21 protein-coding genes are annotated in these 20,795 nt (G+C 63.1%); 14 read left to right on the forward strand and 7 right to left on the reverse strand.

From position 1 onward, the window contains the following. Positions 1-10 precede the first annotated feature (10 nt). From hemN to AC1RTP_RS08185, 10 genes are all read left to right on the forward strand, one after another. Positions 11-1,441 (forward strand): oxygen-independent coproporphyrinogen III oxidase, encoded by a 1,431-nt coding sequence (hemN, locus tag AC1RTP_RS08140; RefSeq protein ID WP_498606241.1) that lies wholly within the window; start codon positions 11-13, stop codon positions 1,439-1,441. Positions 1,442-1,448: 7 nt separating this feature from the next. Beyond that, positions 1,449-2,246 carry a sulfite exporter TauE/SafE family protein gene (locus AC1RTP_RS08145; protein ID WP_498606243.1) on the forward strand — a complete coding sequence of 266 codons (798 nt, stop codon included), beginning with the start codon at positions 1,449-1,451 and terminating at the stop codon, positions 2,244-2,246. Continuing rightward, a complete protein-coding gene (locus AC1RTP_RS08150) occupies positions 2,243-4,708 on the forward strand; it encodes a heavy metal translocating P-type ATPase (RefSeq protein ID WP_498606245.1) in 2,466 nt (821 codons plus the stop codon). Before AC1RTP_RS08145 ends, AC1RTP_RS08150 begins: the two co-directional genes overlap by 4 nt. Before the next feature lie 17 nt (positions 4,709-4,725). Continuing rightward, positions 4,726-4,872 (forward strand): cbb3-type cytochrome oxidase assembly protein CcoS, encoded by a 147-nt coding sequence (ccoS, locus tag AC1RTP_RS08155; RefSeq protein WP_028103443.1) that lies wholly within the window; start codon positions 4,726-4,728, stop codon positions 4,870-4,872. Positions 4,873-4,950: 78 nt separating this feature from the next. Beyond that, positions 4,951-6,375 carry a cytochrome-c oxidase, cbb3-type subunit I gene (gene ccoN / locus AC1RTP_RS08160; RefSeq protein ID WP_498606247.1) on the forward strand — a complete coding sequence of 475 codons (1,425 nt, stop codon included), beginning with the start codon at positions 4,951-4,953 and terminating at the stop codon, positions 6,373-6,375. Between the two features lie 21 nt (positions 6,376-6,396). Further along, the gene (ccoO, locus tag AC1RTP_RS08165) at positions 6,397-7,011 is read left to right on the forward strand and encodes a cytochrome-c oxidase, cbb3-type subunit II (protein WP_498606248.1); all 615 of its coding nucleotides are present in this window, start codon (positions 6,397-6,399) and stop codon (positions 7,009-7,011) included. A 1-nt stretch (position 7,012) separates the two neighbouring features. Continuing rightward, positions 7,013-7,159 (forward strand): cbb3-type cytochrome oxidase subunit 3, encoded by a 147-nt coding sequence (locus AC1RTP_RS08170; protein WP_498606250.1) that lies wholly within the window; start codon positions 7,013-7,015, stop codon positions 7,157-7,159. After that, positions 7,152-8,084 carry a cytochrome-c oxidase, cbb3-type subunit III gene (gene ccoP, locus AC1RTP_RS08175; protein WP_498606252.1) on the forward strand — a complete coding sequence of 311 codons (933 nt, stop codon included), beginning with the start codon at positions 7,152-7,154 and terminating at the stop codon, positions 8,082-8,084. Before AC1RTP_RS08170 ends, ccoP begins: the two co-directional genes overlap by 8 nt. Positions 8,085-8,090: 6 nt before the next feature. Beyond that, positions 8,091-9,458: a cytochrome c oxidase accessory protein CcoG gene (gene ccoG, locus AC1RTP_RS08180; RefSeq protein WP_498606254.1), complete on the forward strand. Its 1,368-nt coding sequence runs from the start codon at positions 8,091-8,093 to the stop codon at positions 9,456-9,458. A gap of 10 nt (positions 9,459-9,468) precedes the next feature. Continuing rightward, positions 9,469-9,972 (forward strand): FixH family protein, encoded by a 504-nt coding sequence (locus AC1RTP_RS08185; protein WP_498606256.1) that lies wholly within the window; start codon positions 9,469-9,471, stop codon positions 9,970-9,972. On the opposite strand, the gene AC1RTP_RS08190 is transcribed toward AC1RTP_RS08185, so the two are convergent. Together AC1RTP_RS08190 and AC1RTP_RS08195 are read right to left on the reverse strand one after the other, a co-directional pair. Beyond that, positions 9,969-10,487, reverse strand: a complete 519-nt coding sequence (locus AC1RTP_RS08190; RefSeq protein ID WP_498606258.1) for an RNA polymerase sigma factor — start codon at positions 10,485-10,487, stop codon at positions 9,969-9,971. The genes AC1RTP_RS08185 and AC1RTP_RS08190 overlap by 4 nt on opposite strands. After that, positions 10,488-10,697 carry a YgaP family membrane protein gene (locus AC1RTP_RS08195; protein ID WP_498606260.1) on the reverse strand — a complete coding sequence of 70 codons (210 nt, stop codon included), beginning with the start codon at positions 10,695-10,697 and terminating at the stop codon, positions 10,488-10,490. It lies immediately after the preceding gene. Between the two features lie 124 nt (positions 10,698-10,821). On the opposite strand from AC1RTP_RS08195, the gene AC1RTP_RS08200 reads away from it, so the two are divergent. After that, complete coding sequence (locus tag AC1RTP_RS08200) at positions 10,822-13,932, forward strand: response regulator (protein WP_498606262.1); 3,111 nt, start codon at positions 10,822-10,824, stop codon at positions 13,930-13,932. Here the strand turns inward: AC1RTP_RS08200 and AC1RTP_RS08205 are convergent. Then, positions 13,929-14,510, reverse strand: a complete 582-nt coding sequence (locus tag AC1RTP_RS08205) for a YdeI/OmpD-associated family protein (RefSeq protein ID WP_498606264.1) — start codon at positions 14,508-14,510, stop codon at positions 13,929-13,931. The two genes, AC1RTP_RS08200 and AC1RTP_RS08205, sit on opposite strands and share 4 nt — an antisense overlap. Positions 14,511-14,661: 151 nt before the next feature. Here AC1RTP_RS08205 and AC1RTP_RS08210 point away from each other — a divergent pair, with 151 nt between their 5' ends. Beyond that, entirely contained in the window at positions 14,662-16,476 is a 1,815-nt protein-coding gene (locus AC1RTP_RS08210) for a hypothetical protein (protein WP_498606266.1), read from the forward strand. On the opposite strand, the gene AC1RTP_RS08215 is transcribed toward AC1RTP_RS08210, so the two are convergent. Beyond that, positions 16,415-17,344 carry a LysR family transcriptional regulator gene (locus AC1RTP_RS08215; protein ID WP_498606268.1) on the reverse strand — a complete coding sequence of 310 codons (930 nt, stop codon included), beginning with the start codon at positions 17,342-17,344 and terminating at the stop codon, positions 16,415-16,417. The two genes, AC1RTP_RS08210 and AC1RTP_RS08215, sit on opposite strands and share 62 nt — an antisense overlap. 80 nt (positions 17,345-17,424) lie before the next feature. Between AC1RTP_RS08215 and AC1RTP_RS08220 the strand changes: the two genes are divergently transcribed. After that, complete coding sequence (locus tag AC1RTP_RS08220) at positions 17,425-18,297, forward strand: DMT family transporter (RefSeq protein WP_498606270.1); 873 nt, start codon at positions 17,425-17,427, stop codon at positions 18,295-18,297. Here the strand turns inward: AC1RTP_RS08220 and AC1RTP_RS08225 are convergent. Then, complete coding sequence (locus AC1RTP_RS08225; protein WP_498606272.1) at positions 18,294-18,911, reverse strand: nitroreductase family protein; 618 nt, start codon at positions 18,909-18,911, stop codon at positions 18,294-18,296. The two genes, AC1RTP_RS08220 and AC1RTP_RS08225, sit on opposite strands and share 4 nt — an antisense overlap. Further along, the gene (locus tag AC1RTP_RS08230) at positions 18,908-19,771 is read right to left on the reverse strand and encodes an EamA family transporter (RefSeq protein WP_498606275.1); all 864 of its coding nucleotides are present in this window, start codon (positions 19,769-19,771) and stop codon (positions 18,908-18,910) included. The genes AC1RTP_RS08225 and AC1RTP_RS08230 overlap by 4 nt, the downstream gene beginning before the upstream one ends. Before the next feature lie 150 nt (positions 19,772-19,921). Here AC1RTP_RS08230 and AC1RTP_RS08235 point away from each other — a divergent pair, with 150 nt between their 5' ends. Continuing rightward, a complete protein-coding gene (locus AC1RTP_RS08235; protein ID WP_498607140.1) occupies positions 19,922-20,377 on the forward strand; it encodes a MarR family winged helix-turn-helix transcriptional regulator in 456 nt (151 codons plus the stop codon). Here AC1RTP_RS08235 and AC1RTP_RS08240 read toward each other — a convergent pair. Next, the gene (locus tag AC1RTP_RS08240) at positions 20,361-20,786 is read right to left on the reverse strand and encodes a nuclear transport factor 2 family protein (RefSeq protein ID WP_498606276.1); all 426 of its coding nucleotides are present in this window, start codon (positions 20,784-20,786) and stop codon (positions 20,361-20,363) included. The two genes, AC1RTP_RS08235 and AC1RTP_RS08240, sit on opposite strands and share 17 nt — an antisense overlap. Between the last annotated feature and the right edge of the window lie 9 nt (positions 20,787-20,795).

Here is a 20,795-nt window from a genome sequence, read left to right on the forward strand (position 1 = left end):
GAGAAATATTATGAACACGATCGCAGAACCAACCGTACAGTTTGACGCAGAGCTGATCAGCCGCATGAGCACCTCCGGCCCGCGCTACACCTCGTATCCGACGGCCGACCGCTTCAAACCGGACTTCAGCTACTCCAGCTTCCTGGAAGCGCAAGCCAACCTGCGCATGCGCGGCTCGCGCGCGCCGCTGTCGCTGTATGTGCATATCCCGTTCTGCAACGTAGTTTGCTACTACTGCGCCTGCAACAAGGTAGTCACCAAGGACCGCAGCAAGGCCGTGACCTACCTCGGTTACCTGAAACAGGAAATCGATATGCAGGGCAAGCTGTTCGCAGGCATGAACCGCGTGGAACAGCTGCATTTTGGCGGCGGCACGCCAACCTACCTGGACGACGACCAGATGGGCGAGCTGCTGGCGTACATGCGCAAGCACTTTGACTTCGCGCCGGATGAAGAAGGCGAGTACTCGATCGAGATCGACCCGCGCACTGTCGATCCGGAGCGCATCCATACACTGCGCAAGCAAGGCTTCAACCGCGTCAGCATGGGCGTGCAGGATTTCGATCCTGACGTGCAGAAGGCGGTCAACCGCATCCAGCCGGCGGAAGAAACCCTGGCCGTGATACAGGCAGCGCGCGATGCGGGCTTCCGCTCGATCAGCGTGGACTTGATCTACGGCCTGCCGAAGCAAAGCATGACCACCATGCAGGCGACGATGGACAAGGTGATCGAGGCCAATCCGGACCGCATCGCCCTGTACAACTACGCGCACATGCCGCACCTGTTCAAGCCGCAACGCCGCATCGCCGAAGACGAGCTGCCAACGCCAGCCGTGAAGCTGGACATGCTGGCCCTGTGCATCGAGCGCCTGACCAAGGCCGGTTACGTCTACATCGGCATGGACCATTTCGCCAAGCCAGACGACGACCTGGCCGTGGCGCAGCGCCAGGGCCGTCTGCACCGCAACTTCCAGGGCTATTCGACCCACGCCGAAACCGACCTGGTGGCGCTGGGTGTGTCGGCCATCAGCTCGGTGAACGGCACCTACAGCCAGAACGAGAAAACCCTGGATGAATACTATGCGCGCCTGGATGAAGGCCGCTTGCCGATCGCGCGCGGCTATGCGATGGATAACGACGACCTGCTGCGCCGCATGGTGATCCAGATGTTGATGTGTAATTTCGAGCTGTCGATTTCGGCGCTGGAACTGGGTTATCCGATTCGCTTCAAGCAGTATTTCGCCAAAGAACTGGAAAAGCTGCGCGAGTTCGAACGCGACGGCTTGCTTGCGATTGAGGATGACTGGATTTCCGTCACGCCGAAAGGCCGGCTGCTGATCCGCAATATCTGCATGGTGTTCGACCGCCACCTGTCCGCCGACCGCGCTGCGGGTACGGCGCCGGGGCAGGTACATCCGCTGCGCTTCTCGCGCACGATTTGAGGAGGCCATGAACCTGCTGCCCATCCTGATTGCCGGCCTTGCCGGCAGTGTGCATTGCGCCGGCATGTGCGGCGGCATCGTCAGCGCGTTCAGCGTCGGCGGGCCGTCCGCGCCGGCGCGCACCCGCGTGATTCCGATCGCGCGTGCAGGAGCGGGCGCAGGGGCCGTGACCGCAGGTGGGGCAGTCGCGTGGGCCGGCGCCAACGCAGAAGCGCTTGGCCACGTGCTTTTCTATAACACGGGCCGCATTGGCAGCTATATGCTGGCTGGTGCGATTGCCGGCGGTATTGCCGGCAGCGTCGCCAGCCTGGCGCACATGGCATCATTGCAGTTGGCCGCGCACTGGATGGCCAACCTGATGCTGGTCGCCATGGGCCTGTACCTGATGGATGCCTGGCGCGGCCTGGCCCGCGTCGAGCAAGCCGGCGGCGTGCTGTGGCGCCGCGTGCAGCCGCTGGTCAAACCGCTGGTTCCAATGGATACGCCGCTGAAGGCGCTGGCACTGGGCGGCCTGTGGGGCTGGGTCCCATGCGGGATGGTCTACAGCATGCTGCTGACCGCCATGCTGAGCGGTTCCGCGCTCGACGGCGCGCTGGTCATGGGCGCCTTCGGCCTCGGCACGCTGCCGATGCTGCTGGCGATGGGCATGGCCGGCGCCAGGCTGCGCCATTACCTGCAACAGCGTTCCGTACGCGTGGCCTGCGGTCTGCTGGTGCTGGGTTTTGGCGTGTTGGGACTGGCGCGCGTCGCCGGCGGCAACCAACATAGCTGGCTCGATGTGCTTTGCCTGACGGTGCAACCATGATGATGAATGAAATCGCGCAGTGCTTCCATTGCGGCCAGCCGGTGGCGGCGAGCGCCAACTGGAATGTGAACATTGAAGGCGTTGAACGCGCGATGTGCTGTCCTGGCTGCGCGGCCGTCGCCCAGACTATCGTCGATATCGGGCAAACCAGCTACTACCGCGAGCGCGATGGCTTCGCAGCCGCGCCGGGCGGCGCCGACGCTAGCGTCACGGACGGGGCGGCGCTGGTGCCGGCTGCCCTGGCGCTGCCTGAAGACGATCCGAACATCATCGACGACGGCGATGCGCGCGAGATGACCCTGCTGGTGGAAGGCATCCGCTGCGCCGCCTGCGTGTGGCTGATCGAACATCGCCTGCGCCAGGTGAGCGGCGTGCAGCATGCCAACCTGAACGTCGCAACCGAAAAGCTCTTCATCCGCTGGCACAAGGAAAAGACCACGGCAGCGGCGTTGCTGGAGGCGGTGCGCAGCATCGGCTACAACGCCTGGCCTTACGACACTACCCGCCACGATGCGCAGTTGCAGAAAGCCAGCCGCACGCTAGGCCGCCAGTTGTTCGTGGCCGGCCTGTCGATGATGCAGGTGATGATGTACGTCGCCCCCGAATACATGGCGGGCGACGACGGCACGCTGGACGCCGGCATGGCAAGCCTGATGCGCTGGGCCAGCCTGCTGCTCACGCTTCCCGCCATCGCCTACTCGGCACAGCCCTTCCTGAAAGGCGCCTTGGCCAGCCTGAAGGCGCGTGCGCTGGGCATGGACGTGCCGGTTGCGCTGGGCATCATGGCCGCCTTCATCGGCAGCGCGGTGTCCACCTTCCGCGGCGCGGGCGAGGTGTATTACGACTCCGTCACCATGTTCATCTTCCTGCTGCTGGCCAGCCGCTACCTGGAAATGGTGGCGCGGCGTAAAGCGGCGAGCGCCTTGTCCCGCCTGCGCCATGGCGTGCCGGAGATGGCGCAGCGCCTGTCGCTGTGGCCGGACTCGCGCGAGACCGTCACCGTTCCCGCGGTCGCCCTGGCGGCAGGCGACCATATCATCGTCAAGGGCGGCGAAGCCGTGGCTGCCGATTGCATCCTTGTCGACGGCAGCACCGCCGTCGACCTGTCGCTCCTGACCGGCGAGAGTGCGCCTCAACGCAAGCTGCCTGGCGACCGCATCCCAGGCGGCGCAGTCAACGCGGGCGGACCGGTCGTGCTGCTGGTTGAAAAACCTGCACGAGACAGTACCCTGGCCGGCCTGCTCAAACTCGTAGAACGCGCGGGCAGCGCCAAACCGCAGATTGCGCAGTGGGCTGACCGCACTGCTTCCTGGTTCGTCGCCGCGCTGCTGCTGTTTGCGGCTGCCAGCTTCGGCTTCTGGTACTGGCATGATGCGGCGCGCGCCTGGCCGGTGGCGATTGCGGTGCTGGTAGTGTCCTGCCCATGCGCGCTGTCGCTGGCAACGCCATCGGCGCTGGCTGCGGCGACCGACCGCCTGCTCGGCAAGGGCGCCCTGGTCGTGCAGCCGCACGTGCTGGAAACCCTGCATCGCGCCACGCACGTCGTGTTCGACAAGACCGGCACGCTGACCGAAGGGCGGCCAACCGTGCAAAGCGTGGACGCCATCGACGGCGCACGCATCATCGGCATCCTGCGCGTGGCGGCGGCACTCGAAGCGGGCAGTGCGCATCCGATTGCGCGCGCCATCAGCGCTGCCGCTGACGCCCACGGTGCCGGTGCGGCAGTCGCGATCGGATTGCAGGAACTGGCGGGGCAAGGCATGGAGGGCATGGTCAACGGCGCCCGTTACCGCCTCGGGACCGCCGCCTTCGTAGCCGACATCACCGGCTGCCGCATCCCGGCGATAGGAAAGGAACCTGGCCCCAGCGCGTCGCCAATGACGACGGTCTGGCTGGGCATGCAAGGCCGCTGGCTGGGGCGCTTCCTGATCAGCGATGCGCTGCGCACGGATGCGCGGCAGACGGTTGAATATTTCCAGAAGCTCGGCAAGACCGTGGTACTGCTTAGCGGTGACCAGCAAGCGCTGGCTGACAAAGTGGCGGGCGAATTAGGCATTGGCGAGGCAATCGGCGACTGCCTGCCGGAGGAAAAACTCACCTACGTGCAGGAGCTGCAAAAGCACGGCGCCGTGGTGGCAATGGTCGGCGACGGCATCAACGACGCCGCCGTACTAAGCGCCGCCGATGTTTCCTTCGCAATGGGCAGCGGTGCAACATTGGCACAAGTGCACGCCGATTGCGTATTGCTCGACGCCCGCCTGCCGCTGCTGGCCGATACCGCCCGCAGCGCCGACAAAACCATGCGCGTGATCCGCCAGAACCTGGCTTGGGCCACGCTCTACAACTTAGTTGCCATTCCGGCAGCGGCCTTCGGTTTGCTGAACCCTTGGCTGTCGGGCATTGGCATGGCGGCCAGTTCCGCCTTCGTGGTACTGAATGCGCTCCGTTTGCGCCGGGGTTAGCAAGAGGAATTAGAAAAATGGAATCACTTTACCTTCTCATCCCCCTCAGCGTCGGCCTGGTCTTCGGCGCGCTGTGGTTGTTCTTCAAGGCCTCGGACGATGGCCAATTCGACGATTTGGTCGGTCCAGCCATCAGAGTTTTGCAGGACGACGACCGGATTTGACCTACGTCATGTTTTTTTGAAGTGCTCCTCGGTACCCTTTGACATATCTCATCAAAGTGTCTGCCTGGAGAATTCAAAGTGGATCAATCACTGGACTACAACTACAAGATCGTGAAGCAATTCGCGATCGCCACCATACTGTGGGGCGTTGTGGGCATGCTGGTCGGCGTCATCATCGCCGCCCAACTTGCCTGGCCCGCCCTGAACCTGGACATCCCCTGGCTGACGTACGGCCGCCTGCGTCCCCTGCATACCAATGCAGTGATCTTCGCCTTCGGCATCAGCGGCCTGTTCGCCACTTCCTATTACGTGGTCCAGCGCACCTGCCAGGTGCGTTTGTTCTCCGACAAGCTGGCCGCCTTCACCTTCTGGGGTTGGCAAGCCGTGATCCTGGCCGCCGTGGTCACCCTGCCAATGGGTTACACCCGCGGCAAGGAATACGCTGAACTGGAATGGCCGATCTCCATCCTGATCGCACTGGTGTGGGTTGCCTACGCCACCGTCTTCTTCGGCACCATCATCAAACGCAAGGTCAAGCACATCTACGTCGCCAACTGGTTCTTCGGCGGCTACATCCTGGCGGTGACCATCCTGCACGTGGTGAACGGCATGAGCATGCCGGCTTCGCTGTTCAAGTCCTACTCGATGTACTCGGGCGTGCAGGACGCGATGATCCAGTGGTGGTACGGCCACAATGCGGTGGGCTTCATCCTGACCGCCGGCTACCTGGGCATGGTGTACTACTTCATCCCGAAACAGGCCGAGCGCCCTGTGTATTCCTACAAGCTGTCGATCGTGCACTTCTGGGCGCTGATCTTCACCTATATGTGGGCCGGTCCCCATCACCTGCATTACACAGCGCTGCCTGACTGGGCGCAATCGCTGGGCATGGTGTTCTCCCTGATCCTGCTGGCGCCAAGCTGGGGCGGCATGATCAACGGCATGATGACCCTCTCCGGTGCATGGCACAAGCTGCGCACCGACCCGATCCTGAAGCTGATGATCGTGTCCCTGTCCTTCTACGGCATGGCCACTTTCGAGGGCCCGATGATGTCGATCAAGACCGTCAACGCGCTGTCGCACTACACCGACTGGGGCATCGCCCACGTCCACGGCGGTGCACTGGGCTGGGTGGGCTTTATCACCATGGGCTCGATCTACTACCTGATCCCTCGCATGGCCGGCCAGACCAAGATGTACAGCACCAAGCTGATCGACCTGCACTTCTGGGTCGCCACAATCGGCATCGTCCTGTATATCGCCGCGATGTGGATTGCCGGCGTGATGCAGGGCCTGATGTGGCGCGCAGTAAATCCGGACGGCACCCTGACATACACCTTCGTGGAAGGCGTGAAGGCTACCTACCCGTACTACGTGGTGCGCTTCCTGGGTGGCGTGCTGTACCTGGCCGGCATGTGCGTCATGGCCTACAACACCTGGATGACCCTGAAGGGCCGCGAAACGACGCGTGCGCGCATCCCTGAAATGAGCCTCGCGGCCTAATGCAGCATATCGGAGCGAATAATGAAATTTTCCCATGAATGGATTGAGAAGAACCCCTGGCTGCTGATCGCACTGGTCACGCTGGTGGTGTCGGTGGGCGGCGCGGTGGAAATCATCCCGCTGTTCTTCCAGAAGTCGACCACAGAACCAGTTGCGGGCCTGAAGCCTTACTCCGCGCTGCGCCTGACGGGCCGCGACATCTACGTGCGTGAAGGCTGCTACACCTGCCACTCGCAGATGATCCGCCCGTTCCGCGCCGAGACCGAACGTTACGGCCACTACTCGGTGGCGGGCGAGTTTGTGTATGACCGCCCATTCCAGTGGGGCTCCAAGCGCACCGGCCCCGACCTGGCGCGCGTTGGTGGCCGCTACAGCGACGAATGGCACAAAACCCACCTGAACAACCCGCGCGACGTGGTGCCGGAATCGAATATGCCTAACTACCCGTGGCTGGCGCAGACCAAATTGAAGCCGGATGAGGTGGTGCCGAAAATGCGCGCGCTGAAGCGCATGGGTGACCCGTACTCGGAAGAGGAAATCGCCGCCGCACCGGCCGAACTGGCCAACAAGACGGAAGAGGATGCACTCGTGGCCTACCTGCAAGGCCTGGGCACCCAGATCAAGACGAGGAACTGACATGGAAAACTTTTTTGGCAATGCGAGCAATGTGATGACGGTGATTTCCTTCGTCACCTTCCTCGGCATCGTATGGTGGGCCCAGCGCGGTAACTGGGAAGAAGCGGCCAAGCTGCCTTTCGCGGACGAGGAGAAAGACCGTGGCTGATTTCACTAGCGAATTCTGGAACATCTATATCGTCGTCCTGACCGTCATCGGCATCGTCGGCTGCGGCGTGCTGCTGTGGTCCCAATCCTCCGTGAAGGGCGCGGCCCTGAAGTCGGTGGACGGCAAAGTCGGCACCACCGGCCATATCTGGGATGAAGACCTGACCGAGCTGAATACCCCGATGCCGCGCTGGTGGATGTGGTTGTTCTACCTGACCATCGCCTTCGCCATCGGCTACCTGTGGCTGTACCCAGGCCTGGGCAGCTACAAGGGCTCGCTGGGCTGGACTTCCGCCAAGGAGCATAAGGAAGAACTGGCCAAAGCCGAGAAGGACTACGGCCCCCTGTTCGACAAGTACAAGGGCCAGGACCTCAAGGCCGTCGCGGCCGACCCGCAGGCGCACGCCATTGGCGAACGCCTGTTCCTGACCTACTGCGCGCAGTGCCACGGCTCCGATGCGCGCGGCAACAAGGGCTTCCCTAACCTGGCCGACAAGGACTGGCTGCATGGCGGCGATCCCGACACCATCAAGCTGACGATCATGAAGGGCCGCCACGGCGTGATGCCTCCAATGGGCGCGGCTTTGGGCTCGGAGAAGGAAATCGAGAACGTTGCGCAGTACGTCCTGAGCCTGTCCGACAGCACCCACGACCCGATCAAATCGGTGATGGGCAAGTCCAAGTTCTCTGCCTGCATGGCCTGCCACGGCCCTGGCGGCAAGGGCAACCCAATGCTGGGCGCCCCTAACCTGAGCGACAAGGTCTGGCTCTATGGCGGCAGCTCGGAAACCATCATGGAAACCATTCGCAAAGGCCGCAACAACACCATGCCTGCGTTCGAGGACTTCCTCGGCGAGAGCAAGGTGCATGTGTTGGCTGCCTACGTCTGGAGCCTGTCGAATCCACCCGTCCAAGCTATGAAGTAAAGCATCATGAACGCCCCCGCACCACAAGTGATCAAGATGTACGCCAAGCGCGAGGAGATTTTCCCGCGCGAGGTGAAAGGCCATTACACAAACCTGCGCTGGATCTGCCTGATCCTGACCCAGGTGGTCTTCTACGGAGCGCCGTGGCTGCAATGGAATGGCCGGCAAGCCATCCTGTTCGACCTGATGGCGCGTAAGTTCTACATCTTTGGCCTGGTGTTGTGGCCGCAGGACTTCATCTACCTGGCGGCCATGCTGATCGCCTGTGCCTGGGGACTGTTCCTGGTCACGGCGGTAGCGGGGCGTGTGTGGTGCGGGTTCTCGTGTCCGCAAACGGTCTACACGGAAATGTTCCTGTGGATCGAGCGAAAATTCGAAGGTTCGCGCAGTGCGCAAATGCGCCTGGCGAAAGAGTCGATGTCCTTCAACAAAGCCTGGCGCAAGGGCGGCAAGCACACGGCTTGGCTGGCGCTCTCGCTGTGGACCGGATTTACCTTCGTCAGCTACTTCTCGCCGCTGCACAATCTTGCCGAGGCGGCGCAAACCTTCAATTTCGGTCCATGGGAATTGTTCTGGGTTGGGTTTTACAGCCTGGCCACCTACGGCAACGCCGGCTGGCTGCGCGAGCAGGTGTGCAAGTACATGTGCCCATACGCCCGCTTCCAGAGCGCGATGTTCGACCGCGACACCCTGATCATCACTTACGATGAAAAGCGCGGCGAGCCACGCGGCCCGAAATCGGAAGGCTCCTGCATCGACTGCTCGCTGTGCGTGCAGGTTTGCCCGACCGGCATCGATATCCGCAAAGGCCTGCAGTACGAATGCATCGGCTGCGCCGCCTGCATCGACGCCTGCGACATCGTGATGGACAAGATTGAACAGCCGCGCGGCTTGATCCGCTACAGCACCGATCGCGCCATGTCGCAGGGGCTGGGGGCGAAAGAAATCCGCAAGCGCGTGATGCGCCCGCGCGTTCTGCTCTACACCGGCGGCCTGCTGGTATTCATCATCGCCGTGTTCACCACGCTGGCCATGCGTACGCCGCTCAAGATGGACGTGATACGCGACCGCGGTTCGATGGGCCGCGAGGTTGAAAACGGCATGATCGAGAACGTGTACCGCCTGCAGATCATGAATACGGCCGAGAAGGGCCACACCTATCGCATCCGTGCCAGCGGCATCGATACGCTTCAGGTTGCAGTGCCGGACACCGTGGACCTGGGCCCGACCGAAACGCGCGCCGTGCCGATCCGCCTGCGCGTCGATCACGGCAAGGGTGAAACCGGTTCCAACAAGATTGCGATTGAGCTGACGGCGCTGGACGATCCCTCGCTGGCCGTCAAGGAAAAAGCGGTATTCATCGTACCGCGCTAAGGAGTGAAAAATGAATGCGATAGTTTCCGAAGCCCCGTGGTACACCCATCGCTGGCCGTGGCTCTTGATGATGGGTCCAGCCTTCGTTGCGATCGCCGGCATCGCCACCTGCTATGTGGCCTTCACCGGGCAGGATGCGCTGGTGGTGGGCGATTACTACAAGCAGGGCAAGGCCATCAACCAGGACTTGCGGCGTGACCGTGCGGCTGCGGCGCTGGGCTTGTCGGTCGGCTTCCGCTATGACGCGGCCGAAGGCCTGCTGCGCGGCCACATCGGCAGCAGCAAACCGCTGGCCGACGAGACACTGAGCATCCGCTTGCAGCACGCGACCCAGCCGGCACGCGATACGGTGCTGCTGGCGCGGCCCGATGCCGACGGCGATTTCAGCGTGGCCTTGCCAATGCTGGAGCGCTCGCGCTGGCAGGTACTGGTCGAAGGCAAGAAACGCGACTGGCGGCTGGAAGGCAGCTGGCAATGGCCGGCGGAACGTGAAGTCTCGATCCGCGCCGACTAGTTGACCAGATACTCGCGCGCCAGCGCACGCGCCCGATGCAGGCGGCTCTTGGTAGCCGCCGTCGTCAACCCCAGCACCTGCGCTATCTCCGCAATGCTCAATTCCTCAAAATCCCGCAACAGCAAAATCTGCAGGTAATCGTGCGGCAGCGATTCCAGCGCCTGCGCCACCTCCGTGCGCAAGCTGGCATCGGTCTGCGCCGCAAGCCATTGCTCGGCGCGCTCCTCGTCGTACGGGTCGTAGCTGAAGGCACGCCGTCCCAGGCGCCGGCATTCGCGCTGCACCACCTTGAACAGCCATCCCGAAAACGCCGCCAGTACTTTTAGGGACGACAGGCGCCGCGACATCAGCAGCAGCACCTCCTGTACCGCATCATCGACATCGCTGATCAGGCAATTGCGCTGCGCATAGCGGCGGATATCCGGCTGGCAGACCGCCAGCAGGCGTGCCAAGGCCTCCGGATCGCCGCCGTGCGCCGCCTTCAGCACGGGTTGGTGCTGCTCAAGAAGTGCCATTTACCGATTCGCCTTATCCAGTTTGCGTCCCACCATTGCGCAAGCCGGGCAGAAGCCGAATAGCCCGGACAGCACAATGCCGGCCGCCGACAAAGCCAGCACGGTGCCCCCCAGGCCGCCCAGTGCCAGCACGCTCCAGCCCACGACCGCCAAGCCGGCGACTACGCGCATCACGCGCTCCCATGTTGGTACATTTTTAACATAGAACATTTTGCACTCCTTTTCGCTTTGGAGGGAAATTCCTCACCTGCTAAGAGGAGTCGTCGCGCCATTTGGATTCGCGGTTACAAAAATAAATTACACTAGCCAGCAGCCCCCCGCTCAAAGGACGTCGATGAAGCCTCTCGGGATCAATGTGAAGGTCGCCTTAGCCACCAGCATCACGTCCATCGTGATGATCGCCGTGGTGACCGTTTTGCAGGCGCAGCGCCTGCGGGAGGACTTCACCAAGGTGCTGTTTGCGCAGCAGGATGCCCTGATCGCCCGGACTGCGGAAGACCTGGACGACAAGCTGACTGCTTTGCTGGACGTGATCGCCCAATCGGCCCGCAAGCAGCCCCGCACCCTGATGCACGATCCCGCCGCGTTGCGCAACTGGTACGAAGAGCGCGCCATGCTGTCCATGTTCGACGACGTCATCGTGATCGATGGCGCAGGCACCCTGGTGGCGGATGTGCCGCTGATGCCCGGCCGCGCGGGCCTGTCGGTGGCCGACCGCGAATACTTCAAGAAGGTGCTCGAAACCCGCAAGCCCATGATCGTGGGACCGATCAAGAGCCGCGCCAGCGGCCAGCCCATCGTGCAGATGGTGGCGCCCCTGCTGGACGACCAGGGCAAGGTGGTTGGCGTCCTGGCCGGTGTGCTGCGGCTTTACAAAGACAATATGCTGGGCCACCTGCGCACCGCCAAGGTGGGCAAGACCGGCTACTACTTTGCCGTGACGATCGGCGAGCCTTCGCTATACGTTGTGCATCCGGACGCCACCCGCATCCTGCAGCCGCGCGCAGCGAATGCCAATCCGGCCACCACCCGGGCAATCAAGGAAGGCTTCGAGGGTACCGTCATCAGCCAGAATTCCGCCGGCGTGCCGGGTCTGAGCAGCTACCGGCGGCTGAAATCCACGGGGTGGGTGCTGGCGACCATCCTGCCGGTACATGAAGCGTTTGAGCCCTTCGAAGGCGTGCAATTGCATCTTTTGGCCTGGGGTGTGGGCGCGTCCGTGATCTCCGCTTTGCTGATCGGCTGGATCACGCTCTACCTGCTGGCGCCCGTGACGCGGCTGCGTAATGCGATTCAGGACTTGCGGGCCTCGCCGGGCCAGTTTTCAGCCATACCCGTGACGCGCAAGGACCAGATCGGCGAGCTGACGGAGGCCTTCAATTGCCTGATGCAGGAGAGGCAGTCGGCGGAAGCCCAGTCGCAGCACCTGAAGGCGGAGGCCGACCTGCGCGCGGCGGAACTCGAGCGCGAACGTGACCGCGCGGAAGCGGCCAACCGCGCCAAGAGCGATTTCGTGGCCAACATGAGCCACGAAATCCGCACGCCGATGAATGCGGTGCTGGGCATGGTCTACCTACTGGGGAATACTTCGCTCAGCGCGCAGCAGCGCAAATACCTGACGATGATCCGCACCTCGGGCCAGTCCCTGCTGGGCATCCTGAACGACGTTCTGGACTTCTCCAAAATTGAAGCGCGCCGCATGGAACTGGCGCCTGTCGATTTCGACCTTGACGAGGCCATGGCCACACTGGCCACGACCATGACCATGAATGCCGGCGACAAGGAGCTGGAACTGGCCATCGTGGTCAACCCGGACGTGCCCACGCTTCTACACGGCGATTCATTGCGCCTGCAACAGATCCTGACCAACCTGGCTAGCAACGCAATCAAATTCACCGAGCAGGGCGAGGTAGTGGTTTCGGTCAGGACGGCGGTGCGCGTGGCCGATCGCGTGCTGCTGTGCTTTGAAGTGCGCGACACCGGCATCGGCATGACGGAGCAGCAAACCACGCAGTTGTTCAACGCCTTCTCGCAAGGCGACGAAAGCATCACGCGCCGCTTCGGCGGGACTGGCCTTGGGCTGGCGATCACGCGCCGGCTGGTGGAGCTGATGGGCGGGCAAGTGCAGCTGCAAACCGTACCGGGGACCGGCAGCACCTTCTCCTTCGAGCTTTGGTTCGGCGTACTGCCAGAACGCGCCGAACCGCGCCGCTTGCCGGCCCTCGGTCCGCTCCATGTGCTGGTGGCCGATGACAACCAGACCAGCCGCAATATGATGGTGCAGCTGCTGCGCGCTTGGGGGTGGGAAGCCGACGCAGCCGATTCCAGCGCGGCAGCCCTCGAACAGTTCCGTGCCCACCTGGCGGGCTCGCAACCATACGACGTGGTGCTGGCGGACTGGCATATGCACGGTCCGGCGGGCCTCACGTCAGCGCGCGAAATACGGCAGGCGGCTGAGGGGCATCGCCAGCCAATCGTGGTGACCATCAATGCCTTTGCCCGTAGCCAGGTCGACGAAATCGCCAACTCGCGCGAAGCGGACGTGGTGCTGGTCAAGCCGATCACCGCGTCGAGCCTGTTCGACGCCCTGCACCAGGCGCTGGCAGCGACCAGCGGCAAGGAGGAGGCTACAGCTGCTGCTTCCGCGCTGCTTAACCGCCTGCGCGGCATGCATTTCCTGCTGGTGGAGGACAACCTGCTGAACCAAGCGGTGGCGCGCGGCATCCTGGAACTTGCCGGCGCCACGCTGGACGTTGTCGGCGACGGCCAGCAAGCGGTGGACATCCTGCGCACCAGCGCCAGCAACTACGACATCGTGCTGATGGACATGCAGATGCCGGTGCTGGATGGCTTCAGCGCTACGCGCATCATCCGCGACGAATTGAAACTGGATCTACCGGTGATCGCCATGACGGCCGGTGTACTGGCTTCCGAACGCCACCGCTGCACCGAAGCCGGCATCAGCGACTTCATTGCCAAGCCGGTGGTGATCGAGGAAATGATGGCCGTGATCGAACGCAACCTGCCCGCCAAAGCCGGCGCCGCGCCCGAACCAAGCGCATCGCCAGCGCCCGAGCAAGCCCCATCCGAGCAGGTCTTCAGCATGGACAGCCTGATGCGGGTGATGGGCAAAGACCAGAAGGGCCGGGCGGTGATGTTCAAGATGGTGCGCGGCGCACTGGAGGGCGGCATGCAGCCGATGGACGACGCCGACGCCGCCGTGCGCGATGGCCGCCCCGGAGAAGCAGCCCGCATCCTGCATAGCCTGCGCGGCGCCGTCGGCGTGCTGGGCGCCAAACGCCTGGTGAAGGCAACGCTGGACGCCGAATCGGCCATCCGCGTCGGCAGTCCGGAAACCCTGCCCGCGGTGCTGGCCGCCGTACGCGCCGAACTGGAGCAAGTGCTGACGCAGGGCCGGCGCTGGCTGGAGCAGGAAGACCGCTAACGTTGCGGGTAAATCGTTTCGCCCCGTTCCAGCATGGCCACGAATTCGCCGATGCGTTTGGCCCGAGTCTCCGCCCGCTTGGCCTGGTGCGTGCGGAACAGGATCGCGTAGCGGTTCTGCGAACTAAGCGTTGCAAACTTGGCGCGCGCCTTGGCGTTCGCATCGAGCGCCGCCTGCAGGTCACCCGGCACCTCGGCCGCGCTCCATGAATCGTAGGCCGCCTCCCAGCGCCCATCCTGCTTTGCGCGCTCGATTTCCTCCTGTCCGGCTGGCTGCATCAAACCCTTTTCTATGAGAGCCGCAACCTTCTCGCGGTTCACTTTGGACCAGATGCTACGCTTGGCGCGCGGCGTAAATTTCTGCAGCCAGTACTGCTCGTCGATGCTCTTCTTCTGCCCGTCGATCCAGCCGAAGCACAGCGCCGCATCCAGCGCCTCGGGATATTGCACCGACGATTCCGGCGCGCCCTTCTTGGCGATCTTCATCCACACGCCTTGCGATTCGGCGTGCTGCTTTTCCAGCCATTTCCACCATGCTTTGCCTGTGGCGAAAAGCCGCTGCTCCAGTTCTGCCTTCATGCTTACGGTGCCTTGATTATTGAAAGTTGCTTGCCATTGCGACAAGACGAGAATTCTACCTATAATCGTTGATCGCTACCGGTCGGGGGGCTTTATGAAGCAGTTCCGCATTGCGCCTGCAACTTGGACTTGGCTGTTGTCCGGGATGTGCATGATAGTCCTGTCGCTGATCCTTTACGATGCCAGCTTTGCCATCCGGCCCCTGCTGGTCGAGCAGCAGCAAGGCAGCCTTGGCGTCCAGCTGGAAGACGATTCCGGCACCAGCCCCATGCCGCCTGGCACCCACAAGCTTCGCATCCTCGGCTTCCACCAGCAATCTTCGCTGCGGCAAGCCGGCGCCCAGACTGGCGATGTTGTGCGCTTCGACCGTACACTGGACCGCTGGCGCAAATTCGCCGTTGGGGAGCATATCGGCTTGACGCTGTACCGCAATGGCGTGCCGCGCCACATCGAAGTCACCGCCCTGGCGGCGCCGATCCGCGTTGCCGAATACATGGACTTTTTCGGGCGCATCCTGACTGCCTCGGTATCGCTGCTATTTACCCTGTTGGTCGGATTCAAGCAAGCCGGCCACCCGGCCTATCGCGGCTTGGCCAAGACCTTCCTCTGCCTGACGCTTTTGTACTTCATCACATTCAGCTATGCGCCTTACGGCTGGCCGCATTACGTTGGCAAGCTACTTTGCCTGACGCTGTATCCGATGCTGTGGTACTGGGCGCTGGCCTTCGCCCTGCGCTACCAGGCATATGAGCCACGTCCTCTCAGGCGCTGGCTTGCCCGCTGCAGTGCACCTTTGCACTTGCTCGCACTGGTAACCGCCGCGTATTCAGGCTGGCTCGCACTTGGCAATGAAGCGCCGATGCTGTGGGTGCTGGTCCTGTCATGTGCCGCCGCAGGAATGGTGCTGACCCTGGCCAGCGTGGCCGAAGGCTGGCAGCAAACCAGCGGCCAGGTACGGCAGCGCCATATGTGGCTATTCCTGTCCTTCCTGGTACCGGCGATCCCCAGCACCCTGATCTGGATGCCCTCGGCCGATGCAACAGCAGGCGACTTGCGCGTGGTGGCCCTGATGGCTTATGCCGGCCAGTTGGTCATGTACTGCGGCCTGGCGTATGCAGTGCTGAAGCACCGCGTCTTCAATTTCGAGTTCGCCATCAACCGCGCCATGGTGTACAGCGTGGTCAGCGTTCTTTTGCTGTGCACTGTGGGCCTGATGGAGTTCATCTCCAAATCGCTGCTGAAAGGCGATGGCGCAGCCCATAAGAGCTTTGCCATCGACGCTGCGATTGCGCTGGCCGTCTACCTGATCTTCCACCAGCTGCACGGCCGCATCGAGCGCTGGGTGGAAAAGATATTTTTCTTCAAATGGCACGACAACGAACATAAGCTGCGCCATTTCGTGCGCCAGGCCGCGCATTTCACTGCCGTCGATGCGCTGCTTGCCGCCTTCCGCACCGCAGTGGACCGCTTTACCGGGCACGCGGGTTGCGCCATCTACCTGCGGCAGGGAAGCGGCGATTACCTGTTCGTCAGCGGCACCCTGTCCGATGCACCGGCGCTGGTGGAACCGAACGACCAGCTGGTGGTGGCTTTGCGCGCCGACATGGCGCCGACTGCGATCGAGCTGCAAAGCCAAGTGCGCGGCGACCTGGTGCTGCCAATGAGCCATCGCGGTGCGCTGCATGGTTTCGTCGTGCTTGGCCCCAAGGCCAGCGGCGAGTCATACCGCCCGGATGAATGCGAGGCGCTGGGATTTGCAGCGCAGCAGATCGGGCTCGATATCCATGCGCTGCGCGTTGAAGCGCTGGAGCAGGAACTGCGCGAGCTAGAAAGAAAGGCTGAGCAGCAGCGCACCGAGCTGGCCTTGATGGCGGGCCGGCGCCGCCACACGCGCATCGACGATCTTATGCCCGACGCCGAATCGTCGCCGGCGGGGGCGCCAGCGCCAGCCGGTCCTGCAGTTTGATCTGGCGCGCCACTTCGACAAAGGCCTTGGCTGCAGGCGATGCCTGCGCCAGGTTGCGCAGAGCAAGGCCGACACGGCGCCGCACGGCCGGCGTGAACGGGCGCACAGCAATTTCAGGATGGGTCAACGCGAGGTTGACCGGCAGCGCGAGTTCCGCCATGCCGGAAACGCCATCACCGCGCGCCACCATGCCGAGCACCGTCAGCACCTGCGACATGCGGTAGCGCACTTGCGGGCTTACGCCTTGCGATGCAAACAGGGGCTCGATCAGCGTCGAACATCCCGCGTCCGGCATGATGAAGGGCTCGTGCGCCAAGTCCTGCGCCGTAACAGTTTTCTGCTTTGCCAAAGGATGCGCAGAGGGCAGCAGCGCCACCATCTGGTCCTCCACCAGTTCAACGGTATCGAAGCGCTCGTCCGGCAGCTGGGTGAAGCCGATATCAACGCGGCGGTCCATGACCCATTGCAGCGTGTCGCCGTCAGTGCCCTCGTCGATGCGCACTTCGATACCGGGATAGCGGATGAGAAACACATCCAGGATTGCCGGCAGCAGCTTGAGGGAAGACGTCGGGCCGAACGAGCCAATCCGCAGCAAGCCCTTATTCAGGCCGCTGGCCAGCGCCACCTCCTGTCGCATCGACTCGGCCAGGCCGGTGATTTCGCGGGCGCGCACCAGCAGGCGCTGGCCCAATTCCGTGATTTCCGCGACCGCCCCCTGGCGCTGGATCAGCTGCACGCCCAGTTCCTGCTCGAGCGATTTGATGGCGTGGGAGATGGCGGATTGGCTCACGCCGAGGCGCAGGGCGGCGGCGGTAAAGCCGCGCAATTCAGCCACCAGGGCGAAGATTTCGAGCTGAGTGAAAGTCATGAGCTTTTCCTCATTTTTCTATGAGTCAGGATAAGTATTAATGTATAAGCTCCTTCACTGACACGCAAGGCCCGACTGCCATGATCTACCTTAAACTGATCGCCTGCACCCTGATCTGGGGCGGCACTTTCATCGCCGGCCATATTGTCTCGAATGCACTGCCACCGCTGACGGCAGCGTCCATCCGCTTTTCGATTGCGGCGGCGCTGCTGCTGGTGCTGGCTTGGAAGCGCGAAGGCGGCCTGCCGAAACTCTCGCTGCAGCAGATGGGCGCCACGGCGGCTTTGGGCCTGACCGGCATCTTCCTGTACAACTTCTGCTTCTTCTCCGCGCTGGGCAAGATGGAAGCCAGCCGCTCGGCCTTGTTCATCGCGATGAACCCGATCGTGACCGCGCTGGCCGCTGCCGCCGTGCTGCGCGAACGCCTGAACTGGCAGAAATGGGCGGGCATCGGCATCGCCTTCGTCGGCGCGACCGTGCTGATCACACGCGGCGAGCCAATGGCCGCGCTGCATGACATCAGCCAGTCGATCGGCGTCGGCGAATTGATGATGCTGGGCGCTGCTTCGTGCTGGGCCGCCTACACCCTGGTTGGCCGCGCCGCGCTGAAAGGCTTGTCGCCGATTGCCGCCACGACCTATGCGTCGCTGTGGGGCCTGGGCTTCCTGCTGATCACCGCCTCGGGCGAGCTGCCGAACGTGGCCTGGGCAGCGCTGGGCTGGCAGGTCTGGGCGTCCGTCACCTACCTTGGCGCCTTCGGCACCGTGGTGGCCTTCGTGTGGTGGTATGAAGGCGTGAAGGCACTGGGCCCGGCACGCACGGCGGTATTCAACAATCTGGTGCCGGTGTTCGGCGTGTCGCTCGCCGCGCTGATGCTGGGCGAGCAGGTGATGGCTTCGATGATCGCCGGCGGCCTGTTGGTTGCCACCGGCGTGACGATCACGAATCGTTAAGCGTAGCGCAGCACGTCATCCAGCAGGCGGCGTGGCTTTTGCGGCCAATTGCCCTGGGCGGCCTGGCCGACCGCCACCAGCATGACCGGTACTTCATTGGCGCCGAGTCCAAAGGCGGCATGCACGGCCTCCGCATCGAAGCCGGTCATGGCGCAGCTGGAAAGTCCCATCCCTTCGGCGGCCAGGATCATGGTCATGGCCGCCAGCGAGGCGGAACGCAAAGCTTCATCGCGCTGGGCGCGCTCATCGCCGTTCATGGAACCCTGCGCCATGCGGGTCCAGCTGTCGACAACGGGTTGGATAAGTATGCCCTTATCCACAGCCGGCTTCAGAGCCGCCGCCACCTGGTCCTGTGCCCGCAGCGTGCCGCTGATGATGAAAGTCACGGGCGCATCGACAACTTTCTGCTGGCCGAAGGACAGCTCGCGCAATTTCTCCCGCGCTTCCTGGGAGCGAACTGCGACAAACTGCCAGTTCTGCACGTTGTAGGCCGATGGCGCCAGCGTTGCCAGACGCACCAGTTCCGTCACTTGTTCATCGCTAACCGGCGCGGCCGGGTCAAAGTAATTGGCCGAGACGCGGGACTCAATCAGGTCCTTAATTGGCTTGTTCATTTCGCCTCCTGCAGTTTGAGTTGGAGAGTCAGCACGCTGCCCAGCACCACGGCCAAGCCAAGCATCGCTGTGCCGCCAAGTTTTTGCCCGAGCAGGGCCCAGCCCAGCACCACGGCGGTGGCAGGGCTGAGCAAGCCAAGCGAGGACACCGCGACAGGCGACAGGCGGCTCAGGCCACGGAACCACAGCAGGTAAGCCACCAAGGCGCCAACCAGGGTCAGGTAACCATAGCCAAGCAGCTCGCTGGTCGCCAGCGAGGCAGGCAGAGGCGGGTCGGCCAGCAGCGCCAGCGGCGCCAGCATCAGGCCGCCCAATAGCAGCTGCCAGCCGGCCAGTTCAGCCACCGGCAAGCCGGTTTTCCAGCGGCGCGCCAGCCAGGTGCCAACGGCCATGCTCAGGGCGCCGGCCAGGGCTGCGGTCACGCCGAGTGCATCCCAGCGCGCGGATGGTGACAACAGCAGGGCGCCCATGCCGGCCACGCCCACCGCAGCGGCGCCCAGTGCCGCCACTTGCGGCTTGCGGCCATCCCAACCCCAGGCCAGGCCCATGATCACGATGGGTTGGATGGCGCCCAGTACGGCGGCCAGTCCGCCCGGCAAACGGTAAGCGGCGACGAAGAGCAAGGCCTGGAAAGCGCCGATGTTCAGCGCGGCCAGCACGGCAACGCGCCACCACAGATGGCGGGCCAGCATGCGGCCGGCGAACAGCACCAGCAGCAGGCCGGCAGGCAGGGCGCGCACTGCGGCGGCGGTGAAAGGGCGCCCGGCGGGCAGGATTTCGGTGGCGACGATATAGGTCGAACCCCAGATGACGGGGGCCAGCGCGGTGATCGCGGTATCGGCTAGGGGGAATTTTTTCATGGCGTCAAATTTATCTTGAAGTCGAGATAAATCGAAGTATAGCGCAATTTATCTTGAAATCGAGATAAATTGTTATAATCGCCCCGATAGCACTTTCTGGAGACGGCTGTGGATAAAGTGGATTTAATCCTGGAGCAATGGGCACGCGAGATGCCCGCCCTGGATGTGGGACCGATGGGCGTGATCGGACGCCTGAAGCGCTGCGCCGCGCTGATGGGGCGCCGCCTCGACGCGACTTTTGAGGAATTTGGACTCAGTAACTGGGAATTCGACGTGCTGGCGACCTTGCGTCGCTCAGGCGCCCCTTACCAGCTGGCGCCAACCGCCTTGTTTTCGCAGCTGATGGTCACGTCCGGCACGATGACCCATCGCCTGCAAAGGCTCGAAGCGCAGGGTTGGGTGACGCGCGCACCGAATCCGGCCGATGCGCGCAGCCTGCTGGTCCAGCTCAGCCCCGCCGGGCTGGAACTGATTGAACGCGCCGTGCTGGCGCACGTGAAAAACGAAAAAGACATCATCGCTCCGCTGGGGGCGGATGGCACAGCCGAGCTGGATGCCCAACTGCGCAAGCTGCTGGCAATGCTGGAGGCTAAGCAGGAGTCTTGAATGCTCCAACCTGGGCGCCAATACGCGCGCCCATGGCTTCACCCAGCGCATGCAGGCCGCTCAACGGACGCACCATCACTTCGAAGTCGACGATTTGGCCCGCGTCGTTGAAGCGGATAAAGTCGATGCCCTTCAGCTGCTTGTCGCCCACGTTGGCGCTGAATTCCAGCACAACGCTCAGGCCATCGTCGCTCGCCAGCTCGCGGTGGTAGGCGAAGTTTTCGAACACCTGGTAAGCGGTATTCAGTACCAGCACCACCGCCTGCGCACTGGCATAAGGCTTATTGGCTATCGGCGAACGGAACACCGCATCTGCATCAACGATGGAGGGCAGGGTAGACAGGTCGCCGCTGGCGACCATCTTGTGCCAGCGTTCCAGCGATTCAGCTACGGCGGTTTGCAACTGCATGGGCGAACT

Source organism: Pseudoduganella sp. GW821-FHT11H04, assembly GCF_058807935.1.

Excerpts from the sequence above, each read along its gene's own strand:
- AC1RTP_RS08200 (WP_498606262.1), top strand. The coding sequence starts at position 10,822 with ATGAAGCCTCTCGGGATCAATGTGAAGGTCGCCTTAGCCACCAGCATC.
- ccoS (WP_028103443.1), top strand. The coding sequence starts at position 4,726 with ATGGAATCACTTTACCTTCTCATCCCCCTCAGCGTCGGCCTGGTCTTC.
- AC1RTP_RS08190 (WP_498606258.1), bottom strand. The coding sequence starts at position 10,487 with ATGGCACTTCTTGAGCAGCACCAACCCGTGCTGAAGGCGGCGCACGGC.
- ccoO (WP_498606248.1), top strand. The coding sequence starts at position 6,397 with ATGAAATTTTCCCATGAATGGATTGAGAAGAACCCCTGGCTGCTGATC.
- AC1RTP_RS08150 (WP_498606245.1), top strand. The coding sequence starts at position 2,243 with ATGATGATGAATGAAATCGCGCAGTGCTTCCATTGCGGCCAGCCGGTG.
- ccoG (WP_498606254.1), top strand. The coding sequence starts at position 8,091 with ATGAACGCCCCCGCACCACAAGTGATCAAGATGTACGCCAAGCGCGAG.
- AC1RTP_RS08205 (WP_498606264.1), bottom strand. The coding sequence starts at position 14,510 with ATGAAGGCAGAACTGGAGCAGCGGCTTTTCGCCACAGGCAAAGCATGG.
- hemN (WP_498606241.1), top strand. The coding sequence starts at position 11 with ATGAACACGATCGCAGAACCAACCGTACAGTTTGACGCAGAGCTGATC.
- AC1RTP_RS08240 (WP_498606276.1), bottom strand. The coding sequence starts at position 20,786 with ATGCAGTTGCAAACCGCCGTAGCTGAATCGCTGGAACGCTGGCACAAG.
- AC1RTP_RS08215 (WP_498606268.1), bottom strand. The coding sequence starts at position 17,344 with ATGACTTTCACTCAGCTCGAAATCTTCGCCCTGGTGGCTGAATTGCGC.
- AC1RTP_RS08220 (WP_498606270.1), top strand. The coding sequence starts at position 17,425 with ATGATCTACCTTAAACTGATCGCCTGCACCCTGATCTGGGGCGGCACT.
- AC1RTP_RS08145 (WP_498606243.1), top strand. The coding sequence starts at position 1,449 with ATGAACCTGCTGCCCATCCTGATTGCCGGCCTTGCCGGCAGTGTGCAT.
- AC1RTP_RS08195 (WP_498606260.1), bottom strand. The coding sequence starts at position 10,697 with ATGTTCTATGTTAAAAATGTACCAACATGGGAGCGCGTGATGCGCGTA.
- AC1RTP_RS08170 (WP_498606250.1), top strand. The coding sequence starts at position 7,013 with ATGGAAAACTTTTTTGGCAATGCGAGCAATGTGATGACGGTGATTTCC.
- AC1RTP_RS08210 (WP_498606266.1), top strand. The coding sequence starts at position 14,662 with ATGATAGTCCTGTCGCTGATCCTTTACGATGCCAGCTTTGCCATCCGG.
- AC1RTP_RS08235 (WP_498607140.1), top strand. The coding sequence starts at position 19,922 with ATGCCCGCCCTGGATGTGGGACCGATGGGCGTGATCGGACGCCTGAAG.
- AC1RTP_RS08185 (WP_498606256.1), top strand. The coding sequence starts at position 9,469 with ATGAATGCGATAGTTTCCGAAGCCCCGTGGTACACCCATCGCTGGCCG.
- AC1RTP_RS08225 (WP_498606272.1), bottom strand. The coding sequence starts at position 18,911 with ATGAACAAGCCAATTAAGGACCTGATTGAGTCCCGCGTCTCGGCCAAT.
- AC1RTP_RS08230 (WP_498606275.1), bottom strand. The coding sequence starts at position 19,771 with ATGAAAAAATTCCCCCTAGCCGATACCGCGATCACCGCGCTGGCCCCC.